The 19,773-nt window shown below is 67.2% G+C and carries 17 protein-coding genes and 3 tRNA genes; 4 read left to right on the plus strand and 16 right to left on the minus strand.

Annotation, left to right across the window (positions count from 1 at the left end; genetic code table 11):
• Positions 1-55: 55 nt before the first annotated feature.
• From rnc to ACFCQI_RS17675, 9 genes are all read right to left on the minus strand, one after another.
• Positions 56-715 carry a ribonuclease III gene (gene rnc / locus ACFCQI_RS17635; RefSeq protein ID WP_395118823.1) on the minus strand — a complete coding sequence of 220 codons (660 nt, stop codon included), beginning with the start codon at positions 713-715 and terminating at the stop codon, positions 56-58.
• Between the two features lie 3 nt (positions 716-718).
• On the minus strand, positions 719-1,102 hold the full coding sequence (locus ACFCQI_RS17640; protein WP_395118825.1) for a DUF4845 domain-containing protein: 384 nt from the start codon (positions 1,100-1,102) through the stop codon (positions 719-721).
• 188 nt (positions 1,103-1,290) lie between these two features.
• Entirely contained in the window at positions 1,291-2,181 is an 891-nt protein-coding gene (lepB, locus tag ACFCQI_RS17645; RefSeq protein ID WP_395118827.1) for a signal peptidase I, read from the minus strand.
• Positions 2,182-2,284: 103 nt separating this feature from the next.
• A complete protein-coding gene (gene lepA, locus ACFCQI_RS17650; RefSeq protein WP_395118829.1) occupies positions 2,285-4,078 on the minus strand; it encodes a translation elongation factor 4 in 1,794 nt (597 codons plus the stop codon).
• Positions 4,079-4,254: 176 nt separating this feature from the next.
• Positions 4,255-5,724, minus strand: coding sequence for a Do family serine endopeptidase (locus ACFCQI_RS17655; RefSeq protein WP_395118831.1), 1,470 nt, complete (start codon positions 5,722-5,724; stop codon positions 4,255-4,257).
• Between the two features lie 167 nt (positions 5,725-5,891).
• Positions 5,892-6,551, minus strand: a complete 660-nt coding sequence (locus tag ACFCQI_RS17660; protein WP_395118833.1) for a sigma-E factor negative regulatory protein — start codon at positions 6,549-6,551, stop codon at positions 5,892-5,894.
• Complete coding sequence (gene rpoE / locus ACFCQI_RS17665; RefSeq protein WP_395121396.1) at positions 6,548-7,141, minus strand: RNA polymerase sigma factor RpoE; 594 nt, start codon at positions 7,139-7,141, stop codon at positions 6,548-6,550. Before rpoE ends, ACFCQI_RS17660 begins: the two co-directional genes overlap by 4 nt.
• A 145-nt stretch (positions 7,142-7,286) precedes the next feature.
• Positions 7,287-9,842 (minus strand): putative bifunctional diguanylate cyclase/phosphodiesterase, encoded by a 2,556-nt coding sequence (locus ACFCQI_RS17670; RefSeq protein ID WP_395118835.1) that lies wholly within the window; start codon positions 9,840-9,842, stop codon positions 7,287-7,289.
• A gap of 10 nt (positions 9,843-9,852) precedes the next feature.
• On the minus strand, positions 9,853-10,347 hold the full coding sequence (locus ACFCQI_RS17675; RefSeq protein ID WP_395118837.1) for a hypothetical protein: 495 nt from the start codon (positions 10,345-10,347) through the stop codon (positions 9,853-9,855).
• A gap of 285 nt (positions 10,348-10,632) precedes the next feature.
• Between ACFCQI_RS17675 and ACFCQI_RS17680 the strand changes: the two genes are divergently transcribed.
• Positions 10,633-12,690, plus strand: a complete 2,058-nt coding sequence (locus ACFCQI_RS17680) for a 3-hydroxyacyl-CoA dehydrogenase NAD-binding domain-containing protein (protein WP_395118839.1) — start codon at positions 10,633-10,635, stop codon at positions 12,688-12,690.
• 66 nt (positions 12,691-12,756) lie between these two features.
• Here the strand turns inward: ACFCQI_RS17680 and ACFCQI_RS17685 are convergent, their stop codons facing one another.
• The 5 genes from ACFCQI_RS17685 to ACFCQI_RS17705 all read right to left on the minus strand — a co-directional run bounded on the left by ACFCQI_RS17685 (position 12,757) and on the right by ACFCQI_RS17705 (position 17,781).
• Positions 12,757-13,326, minus strand: a complete 570-nt coding sequence (locus ACFCQI_RS17685; protein ID WP_395118841.1) for a DUF2058 domain-containing protein — start codon at positions 13,324-13,326, stop codon at positions 12,757-12,759.
• 38 nt (positions 13,327-13,364) lie between these two features.
• On the minus strand, positions 13,365-13,589 hold the full coding sequence (locus ACFCQI_RS17690; RefSeq protein ID WP_395118843.1) for a SlyX family protein: 225 nt from the start codon (positions 13,587-13,589) through the stop codon (positions 13,365-13,367).
• Positions 13,589-14,929, minus strand: a complete 1,341-nt coding sequence (locus ACFCQI_RS17695; RefSeq protein ID WP_395121397.1) for a UDP-glucose dehydrogenase family protein — start codon at positions 14,927-14,929, stop codon at positions 13,589-13,591. Before ACFCQI_RS17695 ends, ACFCQI_RS17690 begins: the two co-directional genes overlap by 1 nt.
• 131 nt (positions 14,930-15,060) lie before the next feature.
• Positions 15,061-15,819, minus strand: a complete 759-nt coding sequence (locus ACFCQI_RS17700; protein ID WP_395118845.1) for an FKBP-type peptidyl-prolyl cis-trans isomerase N-terminal domain-containing protein — start codon at positions 15,817-15,819, stop codon at positions 15,061-15,063.
• Positions 15,820-16,014: 195 nt separating this feature from the next.
• Positions 16,015-17,781 carry a cation:proton antiporter gene (locus ACFCQI_RS17705; RefSeq protein WP_395118847.1) on the minus strand — a complete coding sequence of 589 codons (1,767 nt, stop codon included), beginning with the start codon at positions 17,779-17,781 and terminating at the stop codon, positions 16,015-16,017.
• A 170-nt stretch (positions 17,782-17,951) separates the two neighbouring features.
• Between ACFCQI_RS17705 and ACFCQI_RS17710 the strand changes: the two genes are divergently transcribed.
• From ACFCQI_RS17710 to ACFCQI_RS17720, 3 genes are all read left to right on the plus strand, one after another.
• Positions 17,952-18,027, plus strand: a tRNA-Ala gene (locus ACFCQI_RS17710).
• Positions 18,028-18,096: 69 nt separating this feature from the next.
• A tRNA-Glu gene (locus ACFCQI_RS17715) sits at positions 18,097-18,172 on the plus strand.
• Positions 18,173-18,208: 36 nt separating this feature from the next.
• Positions 18,209-18,285 (plus strand) — tRNA-Asp (locus ACFCQI_RS17720).
• Between the two features lie 111 nt (positions 18,286-18,396).
• On the opposite strand, the gene ACFCQI_RS17725 is transcribed toward ACFCQI_RS17720, so the two are convergent.
• Positions 18,397-18,825, minus strand: coding sequence for a DUF1249 domain-containing protein (locus tag ACFCQI_RS17725; RefSeq protein ID WP_395121398.1), 429 nt, complete (start codon positions 18,823-18,825; stop codon positions 18,397-18,399).
• An 84-nt stretch (positions 18,826-18,909) separates the two neighbouring features.
• Positions 18,910-19,725 carry a pyruvate, water dikinase regulatory protein gene (locus ACFCQI_RS17730; protein WP_395118849.1) on the minus strand — a complete coding sequence of 272 codons (816 nt, stop codon included), beginning with the start codon at positions 19,723-19,725 and terminating at the stop codon, positions 18,910-18,912.
• Between the last annotated feature and the right edge of the window lie 48 nt (positions 19,726-19,773).

Below are 19,773 nucleotides of genomic sequence, written 5' to 3' on the forward strand. Positions count from 1 at the left end.
GGGCAAGTGTAGTGCGTGGAAGGCGCGCGCACGGTGAACCCGCGGCGCCGGCGGCTCAGGAGTCGCGCGCCAGTTCCAGCAACTGGCCGAGCACGCTCTCGGCGGCATCCTGTTCGGCGGCGCGGCGGCTGCCGGCCGTGGCAGCGGCGACGATCTGCAGCGGTTCAGTGATGCGGCAGGTCACGTCGAAGGTCTTGGCATGGTCCTCGCCGTGGCTGTCGACCAGCTCGTACTGCGGCAGCGGCCAGCCCCCGGATTGCAGGTGTTCCTGCAGCCGGGTCTTGGCGTCCTTGGACGAGCGTCGCAGCGCGGCGACGCGCTCGCCGAACAGATCGCGCACCAGGCTGCGGCAGGTGTCGAAACCGGCATCCTCGTACACCGCCGCCACCAGCGCCTCGAACGCATCGGCGAGGATCGAGTCGCGACGGAAGCCGCCGCTCTTGAGCTCGCCGGGGCCGAGCTTCAGCTCGTCGCCCAACTCCAGCTCGCGCGCCACCACGGCCAGCGCGTTGCCGTTGACCAGTTGCGCACGCAGCCGCGACAGCTCGCCTTCGCTGGCCTTGGGATGCACCTCGTAAAGCAGCTCGGCGATGATCGCGCCCAGCAGCGCATCGCCGAGGAACTCCAGCCGTTCGTTGTTGGGCTTGCCGGCGCTGCGGTGGGTCAGCGCCAACTGCGCCCAGGCCGGATCACTGAATCGGTGACGGAGCTTCAACGTCTACTCGCCGACATTGCCCTGCAGCGGCACGCTCTTGTTGAAGTGCAGCAGGAAGTCGATGTTGTACATGAACGGGATCTGCTTGTCGTAGGCCACGGTCAGCACGCTGGTGCCGCCGGCGTCGCGCTTGATGGTGATGTTGGCCGGCTTGACGGTGGCATCGTCGACGTACTGGAAGCCGAGCTTGAACATCAAATCGCGGCGGATCGAGTCCAGCGACTTGCCATTGGTGCCTTCGGTGGCGATCTGGTTCATCGCCTTGGTCACGCCCATGTACTCGGAATACGACGGCGCCAGTTTCATCGCCATGTAGGCAAAGAAGCCCACTACCACGATGATGAGCAGGAAGCCGATCAGGGTGATGCCCGACTGTTTCGATTTCATAGTCCCCTCGCTATGCCGCCTGGGCGGCCGTCCGATCTGTGGATGTCCCGGTGTCGCCCGCACCCGCCGCACCGGCCCGGCCGGGGCCGATGGCGCCTGCGGATTCTCGCACTTGTTGGCCGCAGGCGGGGAGCGGGCGGCACGATCGCATCACGTTTTCGCGGTCGCGCGCCTGGCCGGAGGATGCGTCAGTGGATGACCGTGCCGATGCGCGAGAAATCCACGCCGCCGGTGCCCCAGCCCTTCCAGCTCATCCAGATCAGGAATGCCTTGCCGGCCAGGTTCTGCTCCGGCATGCAGCCCCACCAGCGGCTGTCTTCACTGTTTTCACGGTCGTCGCCCATCACCAGATAGCAGTTGTCGGGCACCACCGCAGGCATGTTCGCGTTGGGCACCGGCGGCGTGGGCATGCGGTCGGGCATGCGCGCGATCAGGTGGGTCACCTTGCCCAGGTGCTCTTTCCAGATGGTGGCGCCGTAGGCGAGCAGTTCCTCGTCCGCCGGGCGCGCGTGGTTGCCCTTGAACGGGCCGATCTTCTCGGCCGGCACCGGCTTGCCGTTGATCACGATCTCGCTGTCGCGGATCTGGATGGTGTCGCCGGGCAGGCCGATCACGCGCTTGATCCAGTTCTGGTTCGGCACCGGAACGCTGCAGTCCGCATTGCCGCCGTGCACTACCGTGCCGTCGTCGCGATGGCAGGTGAAGCCGGGCCAGCGGAACACCACCACGTCGCCGCGCTCGGGTTCGCCCAGGTCGAGGATCTTGTTGTTGAACGCCGGCAGGCGCAGGCCATAGGCGAACTTGTTGACCAGGATGAAATCGCCCACGTCCAGCGTCGGCATCATCGAGCCGGACGGAATCCGGAACGGCTCGGCCACGAACGACCGCAGCAGCAGCACCACCAGCACCACCGGGAACAGCGAGCGCGCCCAGTCCACCGGCATCGGGTCGCGATACTCCTCGCCCGCCGCGTCCAGCCGCGCCTTGCGCTTCTTGTACAGGAACAGCCGATCCAGCCCCCACACCACGCCGAACAGCACGGTGAGGCCAAGCAGAATCGCCGCAAAATCAAATTCCATGAGGGGCTCCTTCGGAGCCGGGAACGGGGAGTAGAGGATAGCGAACCGGAAAGCGGCAACGCGCTGCTCCTCCGACTCCCTGTTTCCCATGCTCCATTCCCGGCTATTTATCCACTTTCAACACGGCGAGGAAGGCTTCCTGGGGGATCTCGACCCGCCCGACCTGCTTCATCCGTTTTTTGCCTTCCTTCTGTTTCTCCAGCAGCTTCTTCTTGCGGCTGACGTCGCCGCCGTAACACTTGGCCAGCACGTTCTTGCGCAATGCCTTCACCGTCGAGCGGGCGATGATCTGCGCGCCGATCGCGGCCTGGATCGCCACGTCGAATTGCTGGCGCGGAATCAGCTCCTTCATGCGCTCGACCAGTTCGCGGCCGCGGCGGTCGGCGTGGCTGCGGTGCACGATCAGGCTCAGCGCGTCGACGCGCTCGCCGTTGATCAGCACATCGGTGCGCACGAATGGACCGGCCTCGAAGCGGTCGAAGTGGTAATCCATCGAGGCGTAGCCACGCGAGACGGACTTCAGCCGGTCGAAGAAATCCATCACCACCTCGGCCAGCGGCATCTCGTAGCTGATCTGCACCTGGGTGGCCAGGTACTGGATCGAACGCTGCACGCCGCGCTTTTCCTCGCACAGCTTGATCACGCTGCCGATGTAGTCTGGCGGGGTGAGGATGTTGGCCACGATGATCGGCTCGCGGATTTCCTGGATCAGGCTGGAGTTGGTCGGCAGCTTGGCCGGGTTGTCCAGTTGCAGGATCGAGCCGTCGCTGAGCAGCACCTCGTAAACCACCGTGGGTGCGGTGGTGATCAGGTTGAGGTCGTACTCGCGCTCCAGCCGCTCCTGCACGATTTCCATGTGCAGCATGCCGAGGAAGCCGCAGCGGAAGCCGAAGCCCATCGCCTCGGAGGACTCCGGCTCGAAGAACAGCGCGGCGTCGTTCAAGCGCAGCTTGTCCAGCGCCTCGCGCATCGCCGGGAAGTCGTCCGACGACACCGGGAACAGGCCGGCGAACACGCGCGGCTGCATGGTCTGGAAGCCCGGCAGCGGCGCCGCGGCCGGCTTGCCGGCGTGGGTCAGCGTGTCGCCCACCGGCGCGCCGTGCACGTCCTTGATCGAGGCGTTGATCCAGCCCACTTCGCCCGCCGACAGCTTGTCCAGCTTCTTGCGCTTGGGCGTGAACACGCCGACGTCGTCGACCTCGTGGCTGCGCCCGGTGGACATCACCAGCAACTTGTCGCCGGGCTTGATCTCGCCCTGCATGACGCGCACCAGCGAGATCACGCCGAGGTAGTTGTCGAACCACGAGTCGATGATCAGCGCCTGCAGGCGATCGGTGTCGCGCGGCTTGGGCGGCGGGATGCGCGCCACGATTGCCTCCAGCACCTCGACCACGTTGAGCCCGGTCTTGGCGCTGATCGCCACCGCGTCGGTGGCGTCGATGCCGATCACCGCCTCGATCTCGCCCTTGACCTTCTCGACGTCGGCGGTGGGCAGGTCGATCTTGTTGAGCACCGGCACCACTTCCAGGCCCATCTCCACCGCGGTGTAGCAGTTGGCCACGGATTGGGCCTCGACGCCCTGTGCCGCGTCGACCACCAGCAGCGCACCCTCGCACGCGGCCAGCGAACGGCTCACCTCGTAGGAGAAATCCACGTGGCCGGGGGTGTCGATGAAGTTGAGCTGGTAGGTCTTGCCGTCGCGCGCGGTGTAGGGCAGCGACACCGACTGTGCCTTGATGGTGATGCCGCGCTCGCGCTCGATCGGATTGTTGTCCAGCACCTGTGCTTCCATCTCGCGGTCAGCCAGACCGCCGCAGATCTGGATGATGCGGTCGGCCAGCGTGGACTTGCCGTGATCGATGTGGGCAATGATGGAGAAGTTGCGGATCAATTCCATGGAGCGCGAGCGGCCTTTCGGTCGTGGGGTCCGCCGCCACGCACCATGCATGACGACGCGCCGCCCCGAGGCGACGCCAACCCCGCATTATCGCATGGAACACCCGTCCGGCAGGCATCCGCGAGGGGATCGGTGCCGCCCCGCGACGGGCGGCACCCTTGCCGGGCGAGGTCCGGCTACTTCCCGTCCGGCACGGTCAGGCCGATGAACTGGCTCTGGTCGCCGCGGCGCACCAGCAACAGGACCGTGCTGCCCGCCTTGACGTCCTTCGTGGCCGCCTCGAACTCCGCCACGCTGCCGATCTTGCGCTGGTTGACCATCAGGATCACGTCGCCGGCGCGCAGCCCCGACTGCGCCGCCACCGGACCGGTGATGGCGTCGATCACCACGCCCTGCCCGTCCTTCAGCCCGAGCTGCTTGCGGGTATCGTTGTCGAGCGACTGCACGCTCAACCCCAGCGCGGCCGAACCGCTGCGCGCGGAGGGCGAGCCGGCGCTGCGGTTGTCCACGGCATTGCCGTCGCGCTTGGCCTCGCCGATGGTCACCTGCACGGTCTGCTTCTTGCCGTTGCGCAGGATCTCCACCGGCACCTTGCTGCCCGGCTTGGTCATGCCCACCAGCGGCGGCAGGTCGGCGGCCTGCTGCAGGTCGTGGTTGTCGTAGGCCAGGATGATGTCGCCGGCCTGGAGGCCGGCCTTGCCGGCACCGCTGTCCGGGTCCACGTCGACCACGGCCGCGCCGACGCCGTTGTCGAGCTTGAACGCCTTGACGATGTCGTCGCTGACCGGCTGCACAGTCACGCCGAGCAGGCCGCGCGAGACGTAGCCCTTGGTCTTGAGCTGCTGCACCGCGTTCATTGCCACGTCGATCGGGATCGAGAACGACACGCCGAGATAGTCGCCGGTGTTGGAATAGATCTGCGAATTGATGCCGACCACCTGGCCCTGCAGGTTGAACAGCGGGCCGCCGGAGTTGCCGCGGTTGATCGGCACGTCGGTCTGGATGAAGGAGGTGTACGGCTGGTCGCGCTGGCCCAGGTTGCGGCCCACCGCGCTGACGATGCCCTGGGTCACGGTGTAGTCGAAGCCGAACGGCGAGCCGATCGCGAGCACCCACTGGCCCGGTTTCAGGCTGCGCGAATTGCCGATGGTCACCGTCGGCAGCGCACCGCCGGCATCGACCTTGAGCAGGGCGATGTCATAGGTCGGGTCGGTGCCGACCACCTTGGCGGTCAGCGTGCGGCGATCCTGCAGGCGCACGGTGACTTTGTCCGCATGGTCGACCACGTGGTTGTTGGTGAGGATGTAACCGTCGCTGGAGATGATGAAACCCGAACCCAGCGAGGTATGCCGCTGCTCCTCGGGCGAGGGCATCATCGGCATGCCGAAGAAGCGCCGCAGGATCTCGGCGCCCGGGTCGTTGGGCATGCCCTGCCCCGGTCCCATCTGGCCCTGCACGCGCATTGAGCGATTCGGTTCGCCGGTGTACCGGGCCTCCACGTGCACTACCGCAGGGGCGTTCTGCTGCACGATGCCGGTGAAATCCGGCAGCGCCGCGGCGGCCGCCGGCTGGGCCTGCACGCCGCCGACCCCGGCCAGGCCCAGCAGGGCGCAACAGGCCAGCGTACGCAAGATGGAATGACTCATGACTCCTCCTTGGGTTTGAACTGCAGCCGGCGCGAACCGGCGATCAATGACGACACGGCAAGCGGGCCGCGGCACAGTCGAGCGGCCGCACAACACCTTCGGCACAGGCGCCGAGGGGACATCCGCATCAACAGGATTTGCCGCGAACCATCACTCGCCCGACAATCTCAGCGCCGGCCGGCAGCGGCCTGGTGCGAGGCATCCGGTGCCGGGTCGAGCAGCAGCAGATAGCTGCCGTCGTTGTTGTCCAGGGTGCGATAACGATGCATCGCCGGGTAGGTCGACATCCGCCGCGCATCACGCGACTGGCCGTCGTCCAGCGGCGCGCCCAGGGTAGCCGAAGCCTGCTGGCTGAGCAGGCCGGCGGCGTTGCCGCTGAGCCATGGCGGCACCGAAGGCGGTGCTGCCGGCGTGCTCGCCGGCGTCGACAAGGTCACCTGGCTGGTCCCCGCCACCACGGCGGAGTCCACGCGGCCGGCATCGCCCGCCGGCTGGCTGATCATCAACGCCGCGGCGGCCACGCTGGCGGCGATCACGCCACCGCCGGACCAGCGCAACCAGGCGTGCCGTCGCGACGGCGCCGCGGCGGCCACCGTCTCCTGCTCGATCGCCAGCATCACCCGCGCGGCGAAGCCGCCGGAGGCGCGCAGGGTGATCTCGCGGCGCAGGCCGTCGCGGGCAAAGTGGTAGCCCGACCATGCCTGGCGCAAGGCTTCATCGTGATCGAGTCGGCGCAACAGGAAACGCAACTGCTCGACAGGCAATTCGCCGTCCATGCTGGCCGAGAGATTCTCGAGGGCGTCCTGGTGGGTCTGTGCCTGGTTCATGTCGGATCCTCGCGGCCAGACAGCAGCGGCCGCAGCTTTTCGTCGATCGCCTCACGCGCCCGGAAGATGCGCGAACGCACCGTACCGATCGGACAGCCCATCGCTTCGGCGATTTCATCGTAACTGAGGCCATCCACTTCACGCAGGGTGATGGCGGTCCGCAGTTCCTCGGGCAGGGCTTGGACAGTGGAAAACACCGATTGTTCAATTTCCTGGCGCATCAATTCGTGCTCGGGGGTGGCGCTGTCGTGCATGCGCTCGGCCCCGGCCATGAACTCGGCTTCGTCCGCGTCGACGTCGCCGGAGGGCGGCCGTCGCCCCATCGCCACCAGGTGGTTCTTGGCGGTGTTGACCGCGATCTTGTACAGCCAGGTGTAGAACGCGCTGTCGCCACGGAACGATCCGATCGCGCGCCAGGCGCGGATGAAGGACTCCTGCGCGATGTCCTCGCACTCGGCATGGCTGCGCACGTAACGCGAAATCAGCCCGATCAGCTTGTGCTGGTACTTGCGCACCAGCAGGTCGAAGGCGCGCTTGTCCCCCTGCTGGACCCGCTCGACCAGCGCGCGGTCCAGTTCGTTTTCGCCCATGCGGGCCGTGTCCATCGTCAATGCCGTCATCCGCTGAGGGTGCCTGGGGTGAGCTGAACCCGGCGCTCAGACCACGAGCGGCCCACCGAGTTCAGTTTAGCCAATCGTCGCGCCAGCTCCCGTTATGGGGCCGCCTGCGGACCGCTCAAGCCGGTTCGGCCTGCCGCACGCCCAGCAGGCGCTGGCGCTCGGCCAGCATCTTCTCGAAGCTGATCGGCTGCAACGGCCGGCAGAACAGGTAGCCCTGCAGCTCGTCGCAATGGTGGTCGCGCAGGAATTGCAGGTGCTGCTCGGTCTCCACGCCCTCGGCCACCACCGCACGGTTCAGCCGGTGGGCCATCTCGATGGTGGCCCGCACGATCGCCTCGTCGTCCGGGTCCACACCGATATTGCGCACGAAGCTCTGGTCCACCTTGATGCGGTCGGCGGGCAGCCGGCGCAGGTAGTCCAGCGAGGCGGCGCCGGTGCCGAAATCGTCGATCGCGATGTGACAGCCGAGCCGGTGCAGCGCATTGAGGTTCTCCACCAGGTTCGGCGCCGCCTTGATGCTGATGCTCTCGGTGATCTCCATTTCCAGCAGGGTGGGATCGAGCCCGGTCTCGCGCAGCGAGCGCGCCACCATCTCCAGCAACTGCGGCTCCATCAACTGCACGGCCGACAGGTTGACGCCAAGGCGCAGGCGCAAGCCGTAGCGCTGCTCCCACTCGCGCGCCTGGCGGCAAGCGGTGTGCATCACCCATTCGCCGATCGACACGATCAGCCCGGTCTCCTCGGCCAGCGGAATGAACACGGCGGGGCTGATCATGCCCAGCTCGGGGTGCTCCCAGCGCACCAGCGCCTCCATGCCCACGATGTCCTCGGTCTCGGCATTGACCTGGGGCTGATAGACCACGCGCAACTCGCCGTTGCCTTCGGCGTGGCGCAGGCGCGTCTTCAGCGCCATGCCGTGCTGGCGCGCGTACTCCGGACTGACCTCGTAGATCTGGAAGTTGTTGCGGCCCTTGTGCTTGGCCGAATACATCGCCTCGTCCGCATGCTTGAGCAGGGTATCGGCGTCGTTGGCGTCGTCGGGGAAAAAGCTCACGCCCATCGACACGGTGACCTGCAGCTCCACGCCGTCTTCCAGGAAGATCGGCGACTCCATCATCTGCACGATCTTCTCGGCCACGCGCAGCACGTCGTCGTTCTTGACGATGTGGCGCAGCACGATGGTGAACTCGTCGCCGGCATAACGCGCCACGGTGTCGGAGGCGCGGATGCTGCCGCGCAACCGCTGGGTGACAGTGCGCAACACCCGGTCGCCGGTGGCGTGGCCGTAGGTATCGTTGATGGCCTTGAACCGGTCCAGGTCGACGAACAGCAGGGCAAAGCACTCGCCGTTGCGGATCGCCTCGCGCAGGATCGCCTCCAGCCGGTCGTTGAACAGCAACCGGTTGGGCAACCCGGTCAAGGCATCGACCAGGCCCTCGGCGCGACCCTGTTCGCGGGTGCGCTGCAGCTCCAGCGTGCGGGCGAAACGCGCCGCCGCGCAACGCAGCACCGGCTCGACCACCGCCATCTCGGCGAAACCGCGGCGGCTGCCGGCGAGCACGGCGCCGAGCACGCTGTGCCGCTCGTCGTACATCGGCAAGCCGACGAAGCCGGCCAGATCCAGCTGCTGCAGCAGCGGGTCGACCGCCGCCAGCTTGCCGGCATCGCTCTGGTACCGCATCGCCTGCCCGCCCAGCACCAGTTGCAGCGAACTCTGCAGGTAGCCCGGCGGCCACTGCGCGTGTTCCTCGCGGCTCAGTTGCAGGACCTGGGCGGGGGCGTCGGCCGTTTCCGGACGGACCGACCACACGGCCAGATAGTCCAGCGCCAGCTCGTCGAACAGCAGTTGCGCGCAGGCGGACTGCGCGTCGACGCCGCTGCTTGAGGCGAACAGGCGCGACAACAGCGACAACGCCGCCTCCGGCCGCAGGTCGGCGCGATCGCTGCGAAACTGCAGCGCCAGAGCCGCGCTGCCGCCCTGCTCGACCCGCCGCACGTTCACCTGACCGGTGTCGTAACCCAGCGACGACTTGCGCCGGGCCGGATGCCAGCGGCGATCCGCGTCGTTGAAAATGGTGGCCGACGTGTCGCCCTCGAGCTGTACCGCCTCGGCCAGCGCCAGCCCGGCCCACTCGCTGGCAGGCAGGCGACTGTGCCGGATCACGCCGGGACTGACTTCGAGCAGGCACTGGCTCTGCAGGTCGACCATCAACCATTCGCTGCCGCTTTCCTCGAAGGCCCATCGCCAATCGCCGGCCGCACCCCAAACCGTCGGGACCGGGCCACCGGCTGCGCTGACCGGCAGGCGCTGCCAGCGCGCGACCAGTTCGGTGGCAATCTGTCCGGCGCAAAGCCAGTCGGCGATCCCCGGCGGCAGGTCGGCCGGGCTGCACGGCGCGCCATCGGCCAGCACCACGATCAGCGGCGCATCGGCGGCGCCCGGCAGCCGGCGCAATTGCTCGCAAGCGGCGCAGGCCTGGGTTTCGTCGCCATCCAGCACCAGCACCATCAACTGCAGCGGTTCCTGCGCGGCATTGCCCTCCAGCAGGATCGCCGCGTGGGAAATGTCGCGCGCCGAATGCAGCCGCGCGTAGCCGGCACGATCGAGCGCGTCGAACAGCGCCCGGCGCAGGTCGCGCTGGGCGGCTACCAGCAGGATGCCGGCATTCATGTGCGCGGCCTCATGTCAGCCAGCGACCATCGCGCAGGCGCAGCTGGCGCGGCTTGCCGTCTTCGGTACTGACCTGGGCGGCGAGGTCGCCCAGGTGGGCCACCAGCGCCTGCGGCGCATCGACCAGCACCACGCGGCGCAGGTGGCCCTTGGGCGCCCGCGCCAACTGGCGCAGCATGGCTGCATCCACCGCCGACAAGGGCAGCTCCACCCCGCGCAGGAAATAGACGCCGAAATGCATGCTCTGCTGCATGTAACGCAACGCATTGCCGAGCCGCTCGCAGTCCGGCACCCGGGCATGGGCCTCGCGCAGGCTGCCCAGCCCGGTGTCCGGCTGCCACAGGTATACCGCCTGGCCGCTGTGCCTGGCCAGCACGCGCACCTGTTCGATCAGCGCTTCGGCGTCCTTGCTTTGCAACACGACCAGGCCACTGGGCGCGGTCAGGATGCGTTCGAATATCTCGGCGCCAGCCTGGGGTACGGCGGAGGCCATGGCGATGGTCATCTGGTTTCGTCCTGCGGCAGGTGCTGAATCCGGACCCGCGGCGAGCGCGGATGCCTTCGAATGGCCGGGAACCGATCGACCCTCGTCGACCCGGTTCAGTTAGCCAATCGCACCTGCGGGAATCGCTCGGGAGCACCCGCGCGTGCGACTGGTTTCGGCGGATACCGTCCGCAACGGTCCGATTTCACACCGCTGTCACCAGCGGGTCAAGCGCACGCGTCACATCTCGCAATCGCGACCACGGAACGGTATGGTTCAGGCCTCCTCCACCATGTGCCGACCCCCATGTTCGAAGGATTGCGATTCAACCACTGGCGGACCCACGAGGACGATGGCCTGGTGACGCTGACGCTCGACCGCGCCGGCAGCAGCGTCAATGCGATCAATCGTGCCGTGCTGGACGAGCTGGATCAGATCGTCGAGCGGCTGGCGATCGACATGCCCGCCGGCGTCATCATCCATTCGGGCAAGTCCGCGGGCTTTGCGGTGGGCGCGGACATCCGCGAGTTCGTGGAATACGCGCGCCAGGACACCGTGCGCGAGAACATCGAGCACGGCCAGCGCGTGTACGAAGCACTGGCCCGGCTCGCCTGCCCCACCGTGGCCGCGGTGCACGGTCCCTGCATGGGCGGCGGCACCGAATTGATCCTGGCGTGCCGTCTGCGCGTGGCGGCCGACGAGGACAGTACCCGCATCGCCCTGCCCGAGGTGATGCTCGGCATCCACCCCGGCTGGGGCGGCACGGCCCGCCTGCCACGCCTGATCGGCGCGGCCGAGGCGATGCCGGTGATGCTCACCGGCAAGCCGCTCTCGGCGCGGCGCGCACTCGCGCTGGGCGTGGTCGATCACCTCGCACGCCCGCAGGAGCTGCTGGCCGAGGCGCGCCTTCTACTTCGACGCGCGCCGTCGCGACCGTTCGCGCGTCGGGCCAAGGCGTGGGCCAGCAACAGCTGGCTGGGGCGACAGATCCTGGCGCCGATCATGGTCAAGCAGACGGCGGCCAAGGTACGTCGCGAGCACTATCCGGCGCCGTTCGCCCTGATCGACGTGTGGAAGCGCGGCGGCAGCGACATCGGCCAGCGCTTGAAGATCGAAGCCGACTCGGTGGCGCGGCTGGCGCAGACACCCACCGCGCAGAACCTGATCCGCATCTTCTTCCTGCAGGAGCGGCTGAAGGGCCAGGGCGGCGGCGTCGATGCGGCCATCAACCGCGTGCACGTCGTGGGTGCCGGCGTGATGGGCGGCGACATCGCCGCCTGGGTGGCACTGAAAGGCATGGACGTGACCCTGCAGGACCGCGAGATGAAGTACATCCAGCCGGCGCTGGATCGCGCACGCGCGCTGTACGAGAAAAAGCTCAAGACCCCGGAGAAGATCGACGCGGCAGTGCAGCGGCTGCGCGCCGACGTCGACGGCAAGGGCGTCGCCCAGGCGGATCTGGCGATCGAGGCGATCTACGAGAATGCCGAGGCGAAAGAGGCGCTGTACGCCACCATCGAGCCGCAGCTCAAGGACGGGGCAATCCTGGCCAGCAACACCTCCAGCATTCCGCTGGACGAACTGCGCGGCAAGCTCGCTCGTCCGGCAGACTTCCTCGGCCTGCATTTCTTCAACCCGGTGGCGCAGATGCCGCTGGTGGAGGTCGTGCGCCACGACCGGCTCGACCCGGCCATCGAGAAACGCGCGCTGGCGTTCTGCAAGGCGATCGGCAAGCTGCCGGTCGCGGTCAAGGGCACGCCGGGCTTCCTGGTCAACCGCATCCTGGTCCCGTACCTGCTCGAAGCCATGCGGCTGTACAGCGAGGGCGTGCCCGGCGCGGTGCTCGATCGCGAGGCGAAGAAGTTCGGCATGCCGATGGGGCCGATCGAACTGGCCGACACGGTCGGTCTGGACGTCTGCGCCTCGGTGGGCAAGGAGTTGGCGCCTTTCCTCGGCCTGGAGCTGCCGCCCGGCATGGACGAACGGCTCGCCGCCGGCAAGCGCGGCAAGAAGGACGGCCAGGGACTGTACGTGTGGCAGGACGGCAAGCCGCAGAAGCCCGAAGTGGGCAACGACTACGTGACACCGCCGGACCTGCAGGATCGAATGATCCTGTCGATGGTCAACGAGGCGGTGGCCTGCCTGGCCGACGGCGTGGTCGACGACGCCGATCTGCTGGATGCAGGCGTGATCTTCGGCACCGGTTTCGCACCCTTCCGTGGCGGCCCGATCCAGTACGTGCGCAGCGAAGGCGCCGACACGCTGAAGGCGAAGCTGGAGCAGCTGGCCCGCCGCCATGGCGACCGCTTCAAGCCCAAGCATGGCTGGGACCATCCGGCGTTGACGCAAGCGCCGGACCGCTGAATCGTGCGGCGGGCGGTGCCCGCCGCGCTTGCGTCGTGAGGCGGCGGTGCCCGCCCTACTTCGACCTCACCACATGAGATCGTCGGGTACGCCGTCGTCATCCGTGCCGGCGGTGCCCGGCGCCACCAGCAAGGCGACGTGGTTGGCGTCCAGTTCGCGCAGTTGCTCGGCCGTGTCGCGGCTGACCAGCAGGTAGCGACCGGCATGCTGCACCACGCCCAGTTCGCCGGCGTTGAGTGCCGCCAGCTGGGTTGCGTCGACATGGATGCGGCGGATCTTGCCGGCGTATTCGAAGTTGCGCACCTGGTCGGCATCGGCCTTGTTCAACGCCTGGCCATCCAGCAGTTGCTGGATGCGCAGCTTGCGCTCACGCCGCAGCCGGGCTTGCTCGGCCGCCTCGCGCTCGATCCGCTGGCGCTCGCGGGCTTCAGTCCGGGCACGCAGCGCGTATGCCTTGGCCAGGTCGATGTCCTGCTGGCTCTGTCCCGACGGCCGCGCCGCGTGCGGCTTGCCGCCCTTGCGTGCGGGCTTGCCGGGCGACGCAGGCGTCGGGCGCTTCGGTTCGTGCGCGCGGTCCTGCTGCACTTGTTTGACGATGCCGCTCTTGAGCAGCTGATCGCGCAGGGAATCGGCCATGCGGGCATTCCGTGATCGACAGGTGGGAGGGGTCCGGGTCAGTAATGCGGCGGCGGCGGTTCATCGTGCGGATCGTCGCCCTGCGCGATGCGCATCGACGCCACCTCGCCGCGCAGGTCGCGCAGGGCGCGTTCCAGCGCAGCGATCCGCTGCGACTGGTCGGCGTCCGCCGTGGTCAGCGCCTGCACCGCCTCGTCGATGAAGGTCAGCTTGATCTCCATCTCGTCGAGCCGGCGGGCGAGCACGTCGTTCGAACTGTTCATCACGACAACTGCAGGCTGCGGCCACGGCCGATGCCGTAATAGGCCAGACCCGCCTCCTCCACCACGGCCGGGTCGTACAGGTTGCGGCCGTCGAAGATCGCCGGGACCGCCAGCGCGGCACGGATCGCCGCAAAATCGGGGCTGCGGAAGGCCTTCCACTCGGTGACCACCGCCAGCACGTCGGCGCCCTGCAGGGCAGCCGCGGCGTGCTCGCAAAGCACCAGATCGGCACGTTCGCCGTACAGCCGCCGGGCTTCCTCGCGCGCTTCCGGGTCGAACGCGCGCACCTTCGCGCCGGCGCCCCACAGTTGTTCCATCAGGCGTCGGCTGGAAGCCTCGCGCATGTCGTCGGTATTCGGTTTGAACGCCAAGCCCCACAGCGCGATCGTGCGGCCGCCCAGCTGGCCGTCGAAATGCCGCGAGATCAGCTCGAACAACTTGCCCTTCTGCTGCCGGTTGACCGCCTCGACCGCACCGAGCAGGCGGGCCTCGTAGCCATGTGCGTGCGCGGTGCGTTCCAGCGCCTGCACGTCCTTGGGAAAGCACGAGCCGCCGTAACCGGCGCCCGGGTAGATGAAGCTGTAGCCGATGCGCGGGTCCGAGCCGATGCCCTGGCGCACCAGTTCCACGTCGGCGCCCACCCGCTCGGCGATGTTCGCGATCTCGTTCATGAAACTGATCTTGGTCGCCAGCATCGCGTTGGCGGCGTACTTGGTCAGCTCGGCCGAGCGCTCGTCCATCACCACCATGCGGTCGTGATTCCGGTTGAACGGCGCGTACAGCTTGCGCAGCAGGGCAACCGCGCGCGTGCTGGAAGCACCCACGACGATGCGGTCGGGGCGCAGGCAGTCTTCCACCGCCGCGCCCTCCTTCAGGAACTCCGGGTTCGACACCACGTCGAATTCCACCGTGGCCTGGCGCGCCGCCAGCTCGGCCGCGACGGCTTCGCGCACGCGATCGGCGGTACCCACCGGCACGGTCGACTTGTTCACCACCACGGCGTAACGCTGCAGGTGATGGCCGATCGTGCTGGCCACCTTCTGCACGTACTGCAGGTCGGCGCTGCCGTCCTCGTCCGGCGGCGTGCCGACGGCGATGAAGATCAATTCACCGTGGGCGATCGCCGGCGCCGCCTCGGTGGTGAAGTCGAGCCGGCCACTGGCATGGTTGCTCTGCACGATCGATTCCAGGCCCGGCTCGTAGATCGGGATCTCGCCGCGCTTCAGCCGCTCGACCTTGCCTGCGTCGATATCGACGCAGACCACGTGATTGCCCATCTCGGCCAGACAGGCACCGGTAACCAGTCCGACGTAGCCGGTACCAAAGATCGTTACCTTCATCATCGTTGAGGGTTTTCCTGGAAAGTGAACCGCCTATTCTAACCGCGCCGTCCGACAGCGACACACGGCGCAAAAAGAAGGGGCGCGAATCGCTTCGCGCCCCTTCGGCGAACCTGCTGGCGAACCGTCGGTTACTGCCCGTCGGAACCGCTGGGAGCTGCCGGCGTCGGGCCCGTCTTGACCAGGGTCACGTCGAAGATCAGCGTGGCATTGGGCGGCATCGGCGGCTGTGGCTCGGCACCATAGGCCAGCGAGGCGGGAATGAACAACTTGTAGTGTCCACCTACCTGCATCAGCTGCAGGCCTTCGCGGAAGCCCGGGATCACGTTGGCGACCGGGATCGAGGCCGGCTTCGGACCATGCTTGGCGGAGGCGTCGAACACCTGGCCGTCCAGGAACGAGCCGGTGTAGTTGATCTCCACGGTGTCGTTCGGGCCCGGGCGGGCGCCGGTGCCGGCGGTGATCACCTTGTACTGCAGGCCGGAAGCCGTGGTCTTCACGCCAGGGGCGGTCTTGTTCTTGGCGAAGAAGGCGTCGCCTTCCGCCTTGTTCTTGGCTGCCTCCTGGGCGCGCTCGGCCTCGAACTTGGCCTGCACCTTGGTCATGAAGGCCTCGTAGACCTGCTTGGCCTCGGCCTCGCTGACGGTCGACTTCTGGCCCGACAGCGCGGCCTGCACGCCACGCGCCACGGCGGCGGGGTCCATCTCGTCGCGCAGGATCGGCGGCACGCTCTCGCCCATCTTGTAATAACCGAATACGTAGCTGGCCTTGGCCTTGTCGACGGGGGCGGCGGCGCCAGTCTTGGCGGCCTGGGCAAATGCGCCCGCCGTCATGCCCAGCGCAACGGCCATTGCCACTGCCGTCAGCGTGGGACGCAGAAAGTGCTTCATTTGTAACTCCCTCATGAAAATGGAAATGCCGGCATCGCCGGCCGGACCCCGCGTTGGAGGCAGGCCACGCATTGTGCGGTGCCGGCCTGTTCTTGGCAACGATCGCGCCTTGTGACCGTCAGACGGCATAAAGGTTCAGCGTTGCACGGATGCCGGCCGCCGCCTCGCACCCGCCCCCCGCGTGGGGCGTCGTTGTCAATCGGCCCCGTCCGCCGGCGGCTCCGGCTTGTCAAGGGTTTCCTTCAACGCCGCCTGCAACCGCGCATGCATGTGCACCAGGCCCCGCCACAGCACCACCGACAGCACCGCCCCCACCACCAGCAGGAAGATGGCGATGCCGCGCGGTGGCAGGATCGCCGAACCCAGCGCGCTCAGCAGGATGCCCAGCAGCAGCAGCGTGGCCAGCGGAATCACCCGCGCCAGCACACTTCGGATGGCGTGGGTGTAGGAGCGCGCAAAGCTCTCGCGTATGCCGATCTCGGCCAGCAACATGCCCAGCGCGCCGGCCTTGCGATACACCGCGATCAGCATCGGCAGCGACAGGAACAACGCGCAGGCCCAGATCACCGTGTGCCGCATCTCGCGCCCGATGCCCACCGTGGAGAACCAGGTCCAGCCATGCGCATTGACATAGGCGCCGACCATGAACAGGGTCACCACCAGCAGAACGTTCACCGCGATGTGCCACAGCAGGCGCCGCAGGATCGCCGCCAGCGTGGCGTTCTCGTTCACCGGCTTGAGATGTTCCAGCCAGCCGCTGTAGCTGGTGGCCAGCAATTGCACGGAACGTGGCGTGACCCGCCGCAACCCGCTGGCCACGCGGTCGCCCGAGCGCGACAGGTACGGCGACAACGCCATGCACACCACCGAGACCGCGACGGCCACCGGATAGATGAAGTCGCTGATCACGCCCAGTGAAAGGCCGAGCGTGGCGATCACGAACGAGAACTCGCCGATCTGCGCCATGCCGAGGCCCGCCCGCAGCGCGGTGCGCGGTTCGTGCCCGACCACCAGCACGCCGAGGCTGCAGGCCAGCGTCTTGCCGACGACGACCACCCCTGCGATCAACAGCGCCGGCACCGCGTACTGCCACAGCATCGCCGGGTCGATCTTCAGCCCGATCGCCACGAAGAACAGCGCGGCGAACATGTCGCGCAAAGGCTCGACCAGCTGGACCACCCGGCCGGCGCTGCGCGACTCGGCCACCACCGCCCCGGCCAGGAAGGCACCCAACGCCACGCTGAACCCCATCCACACCGCGACCAGGCTGGCGCCGAAACAGATCCCCAGCACGCTGACCAGCAGGGTTTCGTCGCGACCGAAGCCAGCCACGTAGTCCACCAGCCGCGGCAGCAGCAGCAGGCCCAGGATCATGCCGACCACCACGAACAGGCCCAGGTGTCCGATCAGGGTGAACGCCGCCTCCGCCTGCACCGAGCCGCCGATGGCCACCGCGGTGAGCAGGGTCAGCATGATGATGGCGAGCATGTCTTCGGCCACCAGCAGGCCCACCACCAGTTGGGCGAACGGCTGCTGACGCTGGCCCAGCTCGGACAGGGTGCGCGTCGCCACCATGGTCGAGGACAGCGAAATGATCGCGCCGAGAAACAGCGCATCCATGCCCTTCCAGCCGAACAGGCTGCCGATGCCGTAGCCGATCCACAGCATCAGGCCGACCTCGCCCACCGCCACCAGCAACATGCCGACACCCACGTCGCGCAGCTTGCGCACGCTGAATTCCAGGCCCAGCGTGAACATCAGCAGCACCACGCCCAGGTTGGAGATGTCGTCGATGGCGCGCGCGTCGCCGACCAGCACGCCGGGCGTGTGCGGACCGATCAGCACGCCAGCCAGGATGTAGCCCAGCAGCACCGGCTGACGCAGGCGCTGAAACAGGATCGTGGTGGCGCCGGCCACCAGCATCACCACGGCAAGATCACGGATGAACCCGATTTCGTGCATCGCCTTCCTTCGCCGTTGCCCTCGTCGCTGCAGCATAAAGGAGCGTCGGCGAAGATCGCGTCCGCATCGCCGCAGCCGTGGCGCGATGTGATGATGCGCACGCGCAACGGCGTCGAAAAAAAGCTTGACGGGCAAGCAACCCCACCCTATTCTTCTCGGCTTCCAGCGGCGGGGCCATAGCTCAGCTGGGAGAGCGCCTGCATGGCATGCAGGAGGTCGGCGGTTCGATCCCGCCTGGCTCCACCAGGTTTTGATTCAGTGCAAGTCCTTTGCGAGAACCCGCGCATCCATGTGCGGACTTTTCGAAAAATCAACGTCCCCATCGTCTAGAGGCCTAGGACATCACCCTTTCACGGTGGCGACCGGGGTTCGAATCCCCGTGGGGACGCCAAGTTGGACCGCGCAAGCTGGAAGCTGTTGCAACTGCGGAGTGGTAGTTCAGTTGGTTAGAATGCTGGCCTGTCACGCCGGAGGTCGCGGGTTCGAGTCCCGTCCACTCCGCCACCATTCAAAACGAAAACCCGCCTGGCGCGGGTTTTTTGTTGTGGTGATTTGTGCATCCATCCATGGGCGCAAAGATCAGGACGCAGCCATGGATCGCTTTGAATAGAACCGCTATTCCCCACCGCCTTCGTGCGACTCCGGCTGCGGCTCCAGGGTGCCGGTGGAATGCCCCTGCTCGGCGAGGTATTCCAGCCATCGGGCCAGGAATCGGTTCATGCGCAGGCGGTACTGGAACACCGAGTGCACCGGGGAAAACGGGCCCAGCACCTGCCACAGGTGCCGGCCCGGGTGGCAGTGCAGCGCCTCGGCGACATGCGCGTCGGTGTACATGCGCAACTGCGCCGAGGGCGCGCGCTGGCCGGTGTGCGCATCGACGAATCCGTAGGTGAGCTCCAGCTCGACGGTGTACGGGTGGTGCTCCTGCACCTGCAGGTGCACGTCCAGGCCGTCGTCCACGCTCGACACGTAGCGGCCGGCGGGAAGCTCGTGCGGCGCGAACAGCCGCGCGAGGCGGTGATAGTTCTCCGCATACAGACCCATCAGGGTCTCGAACCGTCCCGGCAGCAGGCTGTTTCGATGGTCCAGTACGGCACTCGTGGGCAACGCACAAACTCCGGATGAAAATCAGAACATGGTCCGCTCGATGCCGAAGCGGTCGAAGATCTTGCTGGCGATCTCCTCGATCGACACGTGAGTGGTGTTGAGGCTGGGTATCCCGGCCTGGCGCATCAGCCGTTCGGCCTGTTCCAGCTCCCAGCGGCATTGCGCGATCGTGGCGTAACGGCTGCCGGAGCGGCGCTGCTCGCGAATCTGCGCCAGGCGTACCGCGTCGATGGTCAGCCCGTAGAGGCGGTCCTTGTAGGGCCGCAGCCGCGCGGGCAACTCCAGTTTCTCCAGGTCCTCGTCGGTCAACGGATAGTTGGCGGCGCTGACGCCGTAATGCAAGGCCATGTACAGGCAGGTGGGCGTCTTGCCCGAACGCGACACGCCGACGAGGATCAGGTCGGCATCGGCGTAATTCACGTCGATCCCGTCGTCATGCGACAACGCGTAGTTGGTGGCGTTGATGCGCGCCTCGTACTTGTCGAAATCGACCATGCCGTGCGAGCGATTCACCGCACCGGACCGGCGCGTCTGCAGCTCTTCCTCCAGCGGACCGATGAACGGCGCGAACACGTCCAGCATCAGCGCACCGCTCGAAGCCACGATGTCGCACAGGTTGCGGTCGGCCATGGTGTTGACCACCACCGGACGCTGCCCGGTCTGTGCGTAGTTGGTCTTGATCCGCAGTGCAGCCAACTCGGCCTTGTGCGGGTTGTCGGTGAACGGCAACCGGTGCTTGTCGAACCGGACACCCTCGAACTGCGCCAGGATGCTGTTGCCGATCGTCTCGGCGGTAATACCAGTGGAATCGGAAATGAAAAACACGGTTCGCTGCATGTGAAGCTTCCGCCGGGCCGAGTGCGCAGGCTCGCACCTTAGCGCAAG

Source organism: Rhodanobacter sp. FW102-FHT14D06 (assembly GCF_043950705.1).
GTDB lineage: Bacteria > Pseudomonadota > Gammaproteobacteria > Xanthomonadales > Rhodanobacteraceae > Rhodanobacter.

What these genes read in the sequence shown, in the direction of transcription:
- lepA (WP_395118829.1), bottom strand. Translation starts at nt 4,078, where the DNA reads ATGGAATTGATCCGCAACTTCTCCATCATTGCCCACATCGATCACGGC.
- ACFCQI_RS17695 (WP_395121397.1), bottom strand. Translation starts at nt 14,929, where the DNA reads ATGAAGGTAACGATCTTTGGTACCGGCTACGTCGGACTGGTTACCGGT.
- ACFCQI_RS17725 (WP_395121398.1), bottom strand. Translation starts at nt 18,825, where the DNA reads ATGGGTCTGTATGCGGAGAACTATCACCGCCTCGCGCGGCTGTTCGCG.
- ACFCQI_RS17680 (WP_395118839.1), top strand. Translation starts at nt 10,633, where the DNA reads ATGTTCGAAGGATTGCGATTCAACCACTGGCGGACCCACGAGGACGAT.
- ACFCQI_RS17730 (WP_395118849.1), bottom strand. Translation starts at nt 19,725, where the DNA reads ATGCAGCGAACCGTGTTTTTCATTTCCGATTCCACTGGTATTACCGCC.
- ACFCQI_RS17700 (WP_395118845.1), bottom strand. Translation starts at nt 15,819, where the DNA reads ATGAAGCACTTTCTGCGTCCCACGCTGACGGCAGTGGCAATGGCCGTT.
- ACFCQI_RS17690 (WP_395118843.1), bottom strand. Translation starts at nt 13,589, where the DNA reads ATGAACAGTTCGAACGACGTGCTCGCCCGCCGGCTCGACGAGATGGAG.
- ACFCQI_RS17705 (WP_395118847.1), bottom strand. Translation starts at nt 17,781, where the DNA reads ATGCACGAAATCGGGTTCATCCGTGATCTTGCCGTGGTGATGCTGGTG.
- ACFCQI_RS17675 (WP_395118837.1), bottom strand. Translation starts at nt 10,347, where the DNA reads ATGACCATCGCCATGGCCTCCGCCGTACCCCAGGCTGGCGCCGAGATA.
- ACFCQI_RS17670 (WP_395118835.1), bottom strand. Translation starts at nt 9,842, where the DNA reads ATGAATGCCGGCATCCTGCTGGTAGCCGCCCAGCGCGACCTGCGCCGG.
- ACFCQI_RS17685 (WP_395118841.1), bottom strand. Translation starts at nt 13,326, where the DNA reads ATGGCCGATTCCCTGCGCGATCAGCTGCTCAAGAGCGGCATCGTCAAA.
- ACFCQI_RS17660 (WP_395118833.1), bottom strand. Translation starts at nt 6,551, where the DNA reads ATGAACCAGGCACAGACCCACCAGGACGCCCTCGAGAATCTCTCGGCC.
- ACFCQI_RS17640 (WP_395118825.1), bottom strand. Translation starts at nt 1,102, where the DNA reads ATGAAATCGAAACAGTCGGGCATCACCCTGATCGGCTTCCTGCTCATC.
- lepB (WP_395118827.1), bottom strand. Translation starts at nt 2,181, where the DNA reads ATGGAATTTGATTTTGCGGCGATTCTGCTTGGCCTCACCGTGCTGTTC.
- ACFCQI_RS17655 (WP_395118831.1), bottom strand. Translation starts at nt 5,724, where the DNA reads ATGAGTCATTCCATCTTGCGTACGCTGGCCTGTTGCGCCCTGCTGGGC.
- rpoE (WP_395121396.1), bottom strand. Translation starts at nt 7,141, where the DNA reads ATGGGCGAAAACGAACTGGACCGCGCGCTGGTCGAGCGGGTCCAGCAG.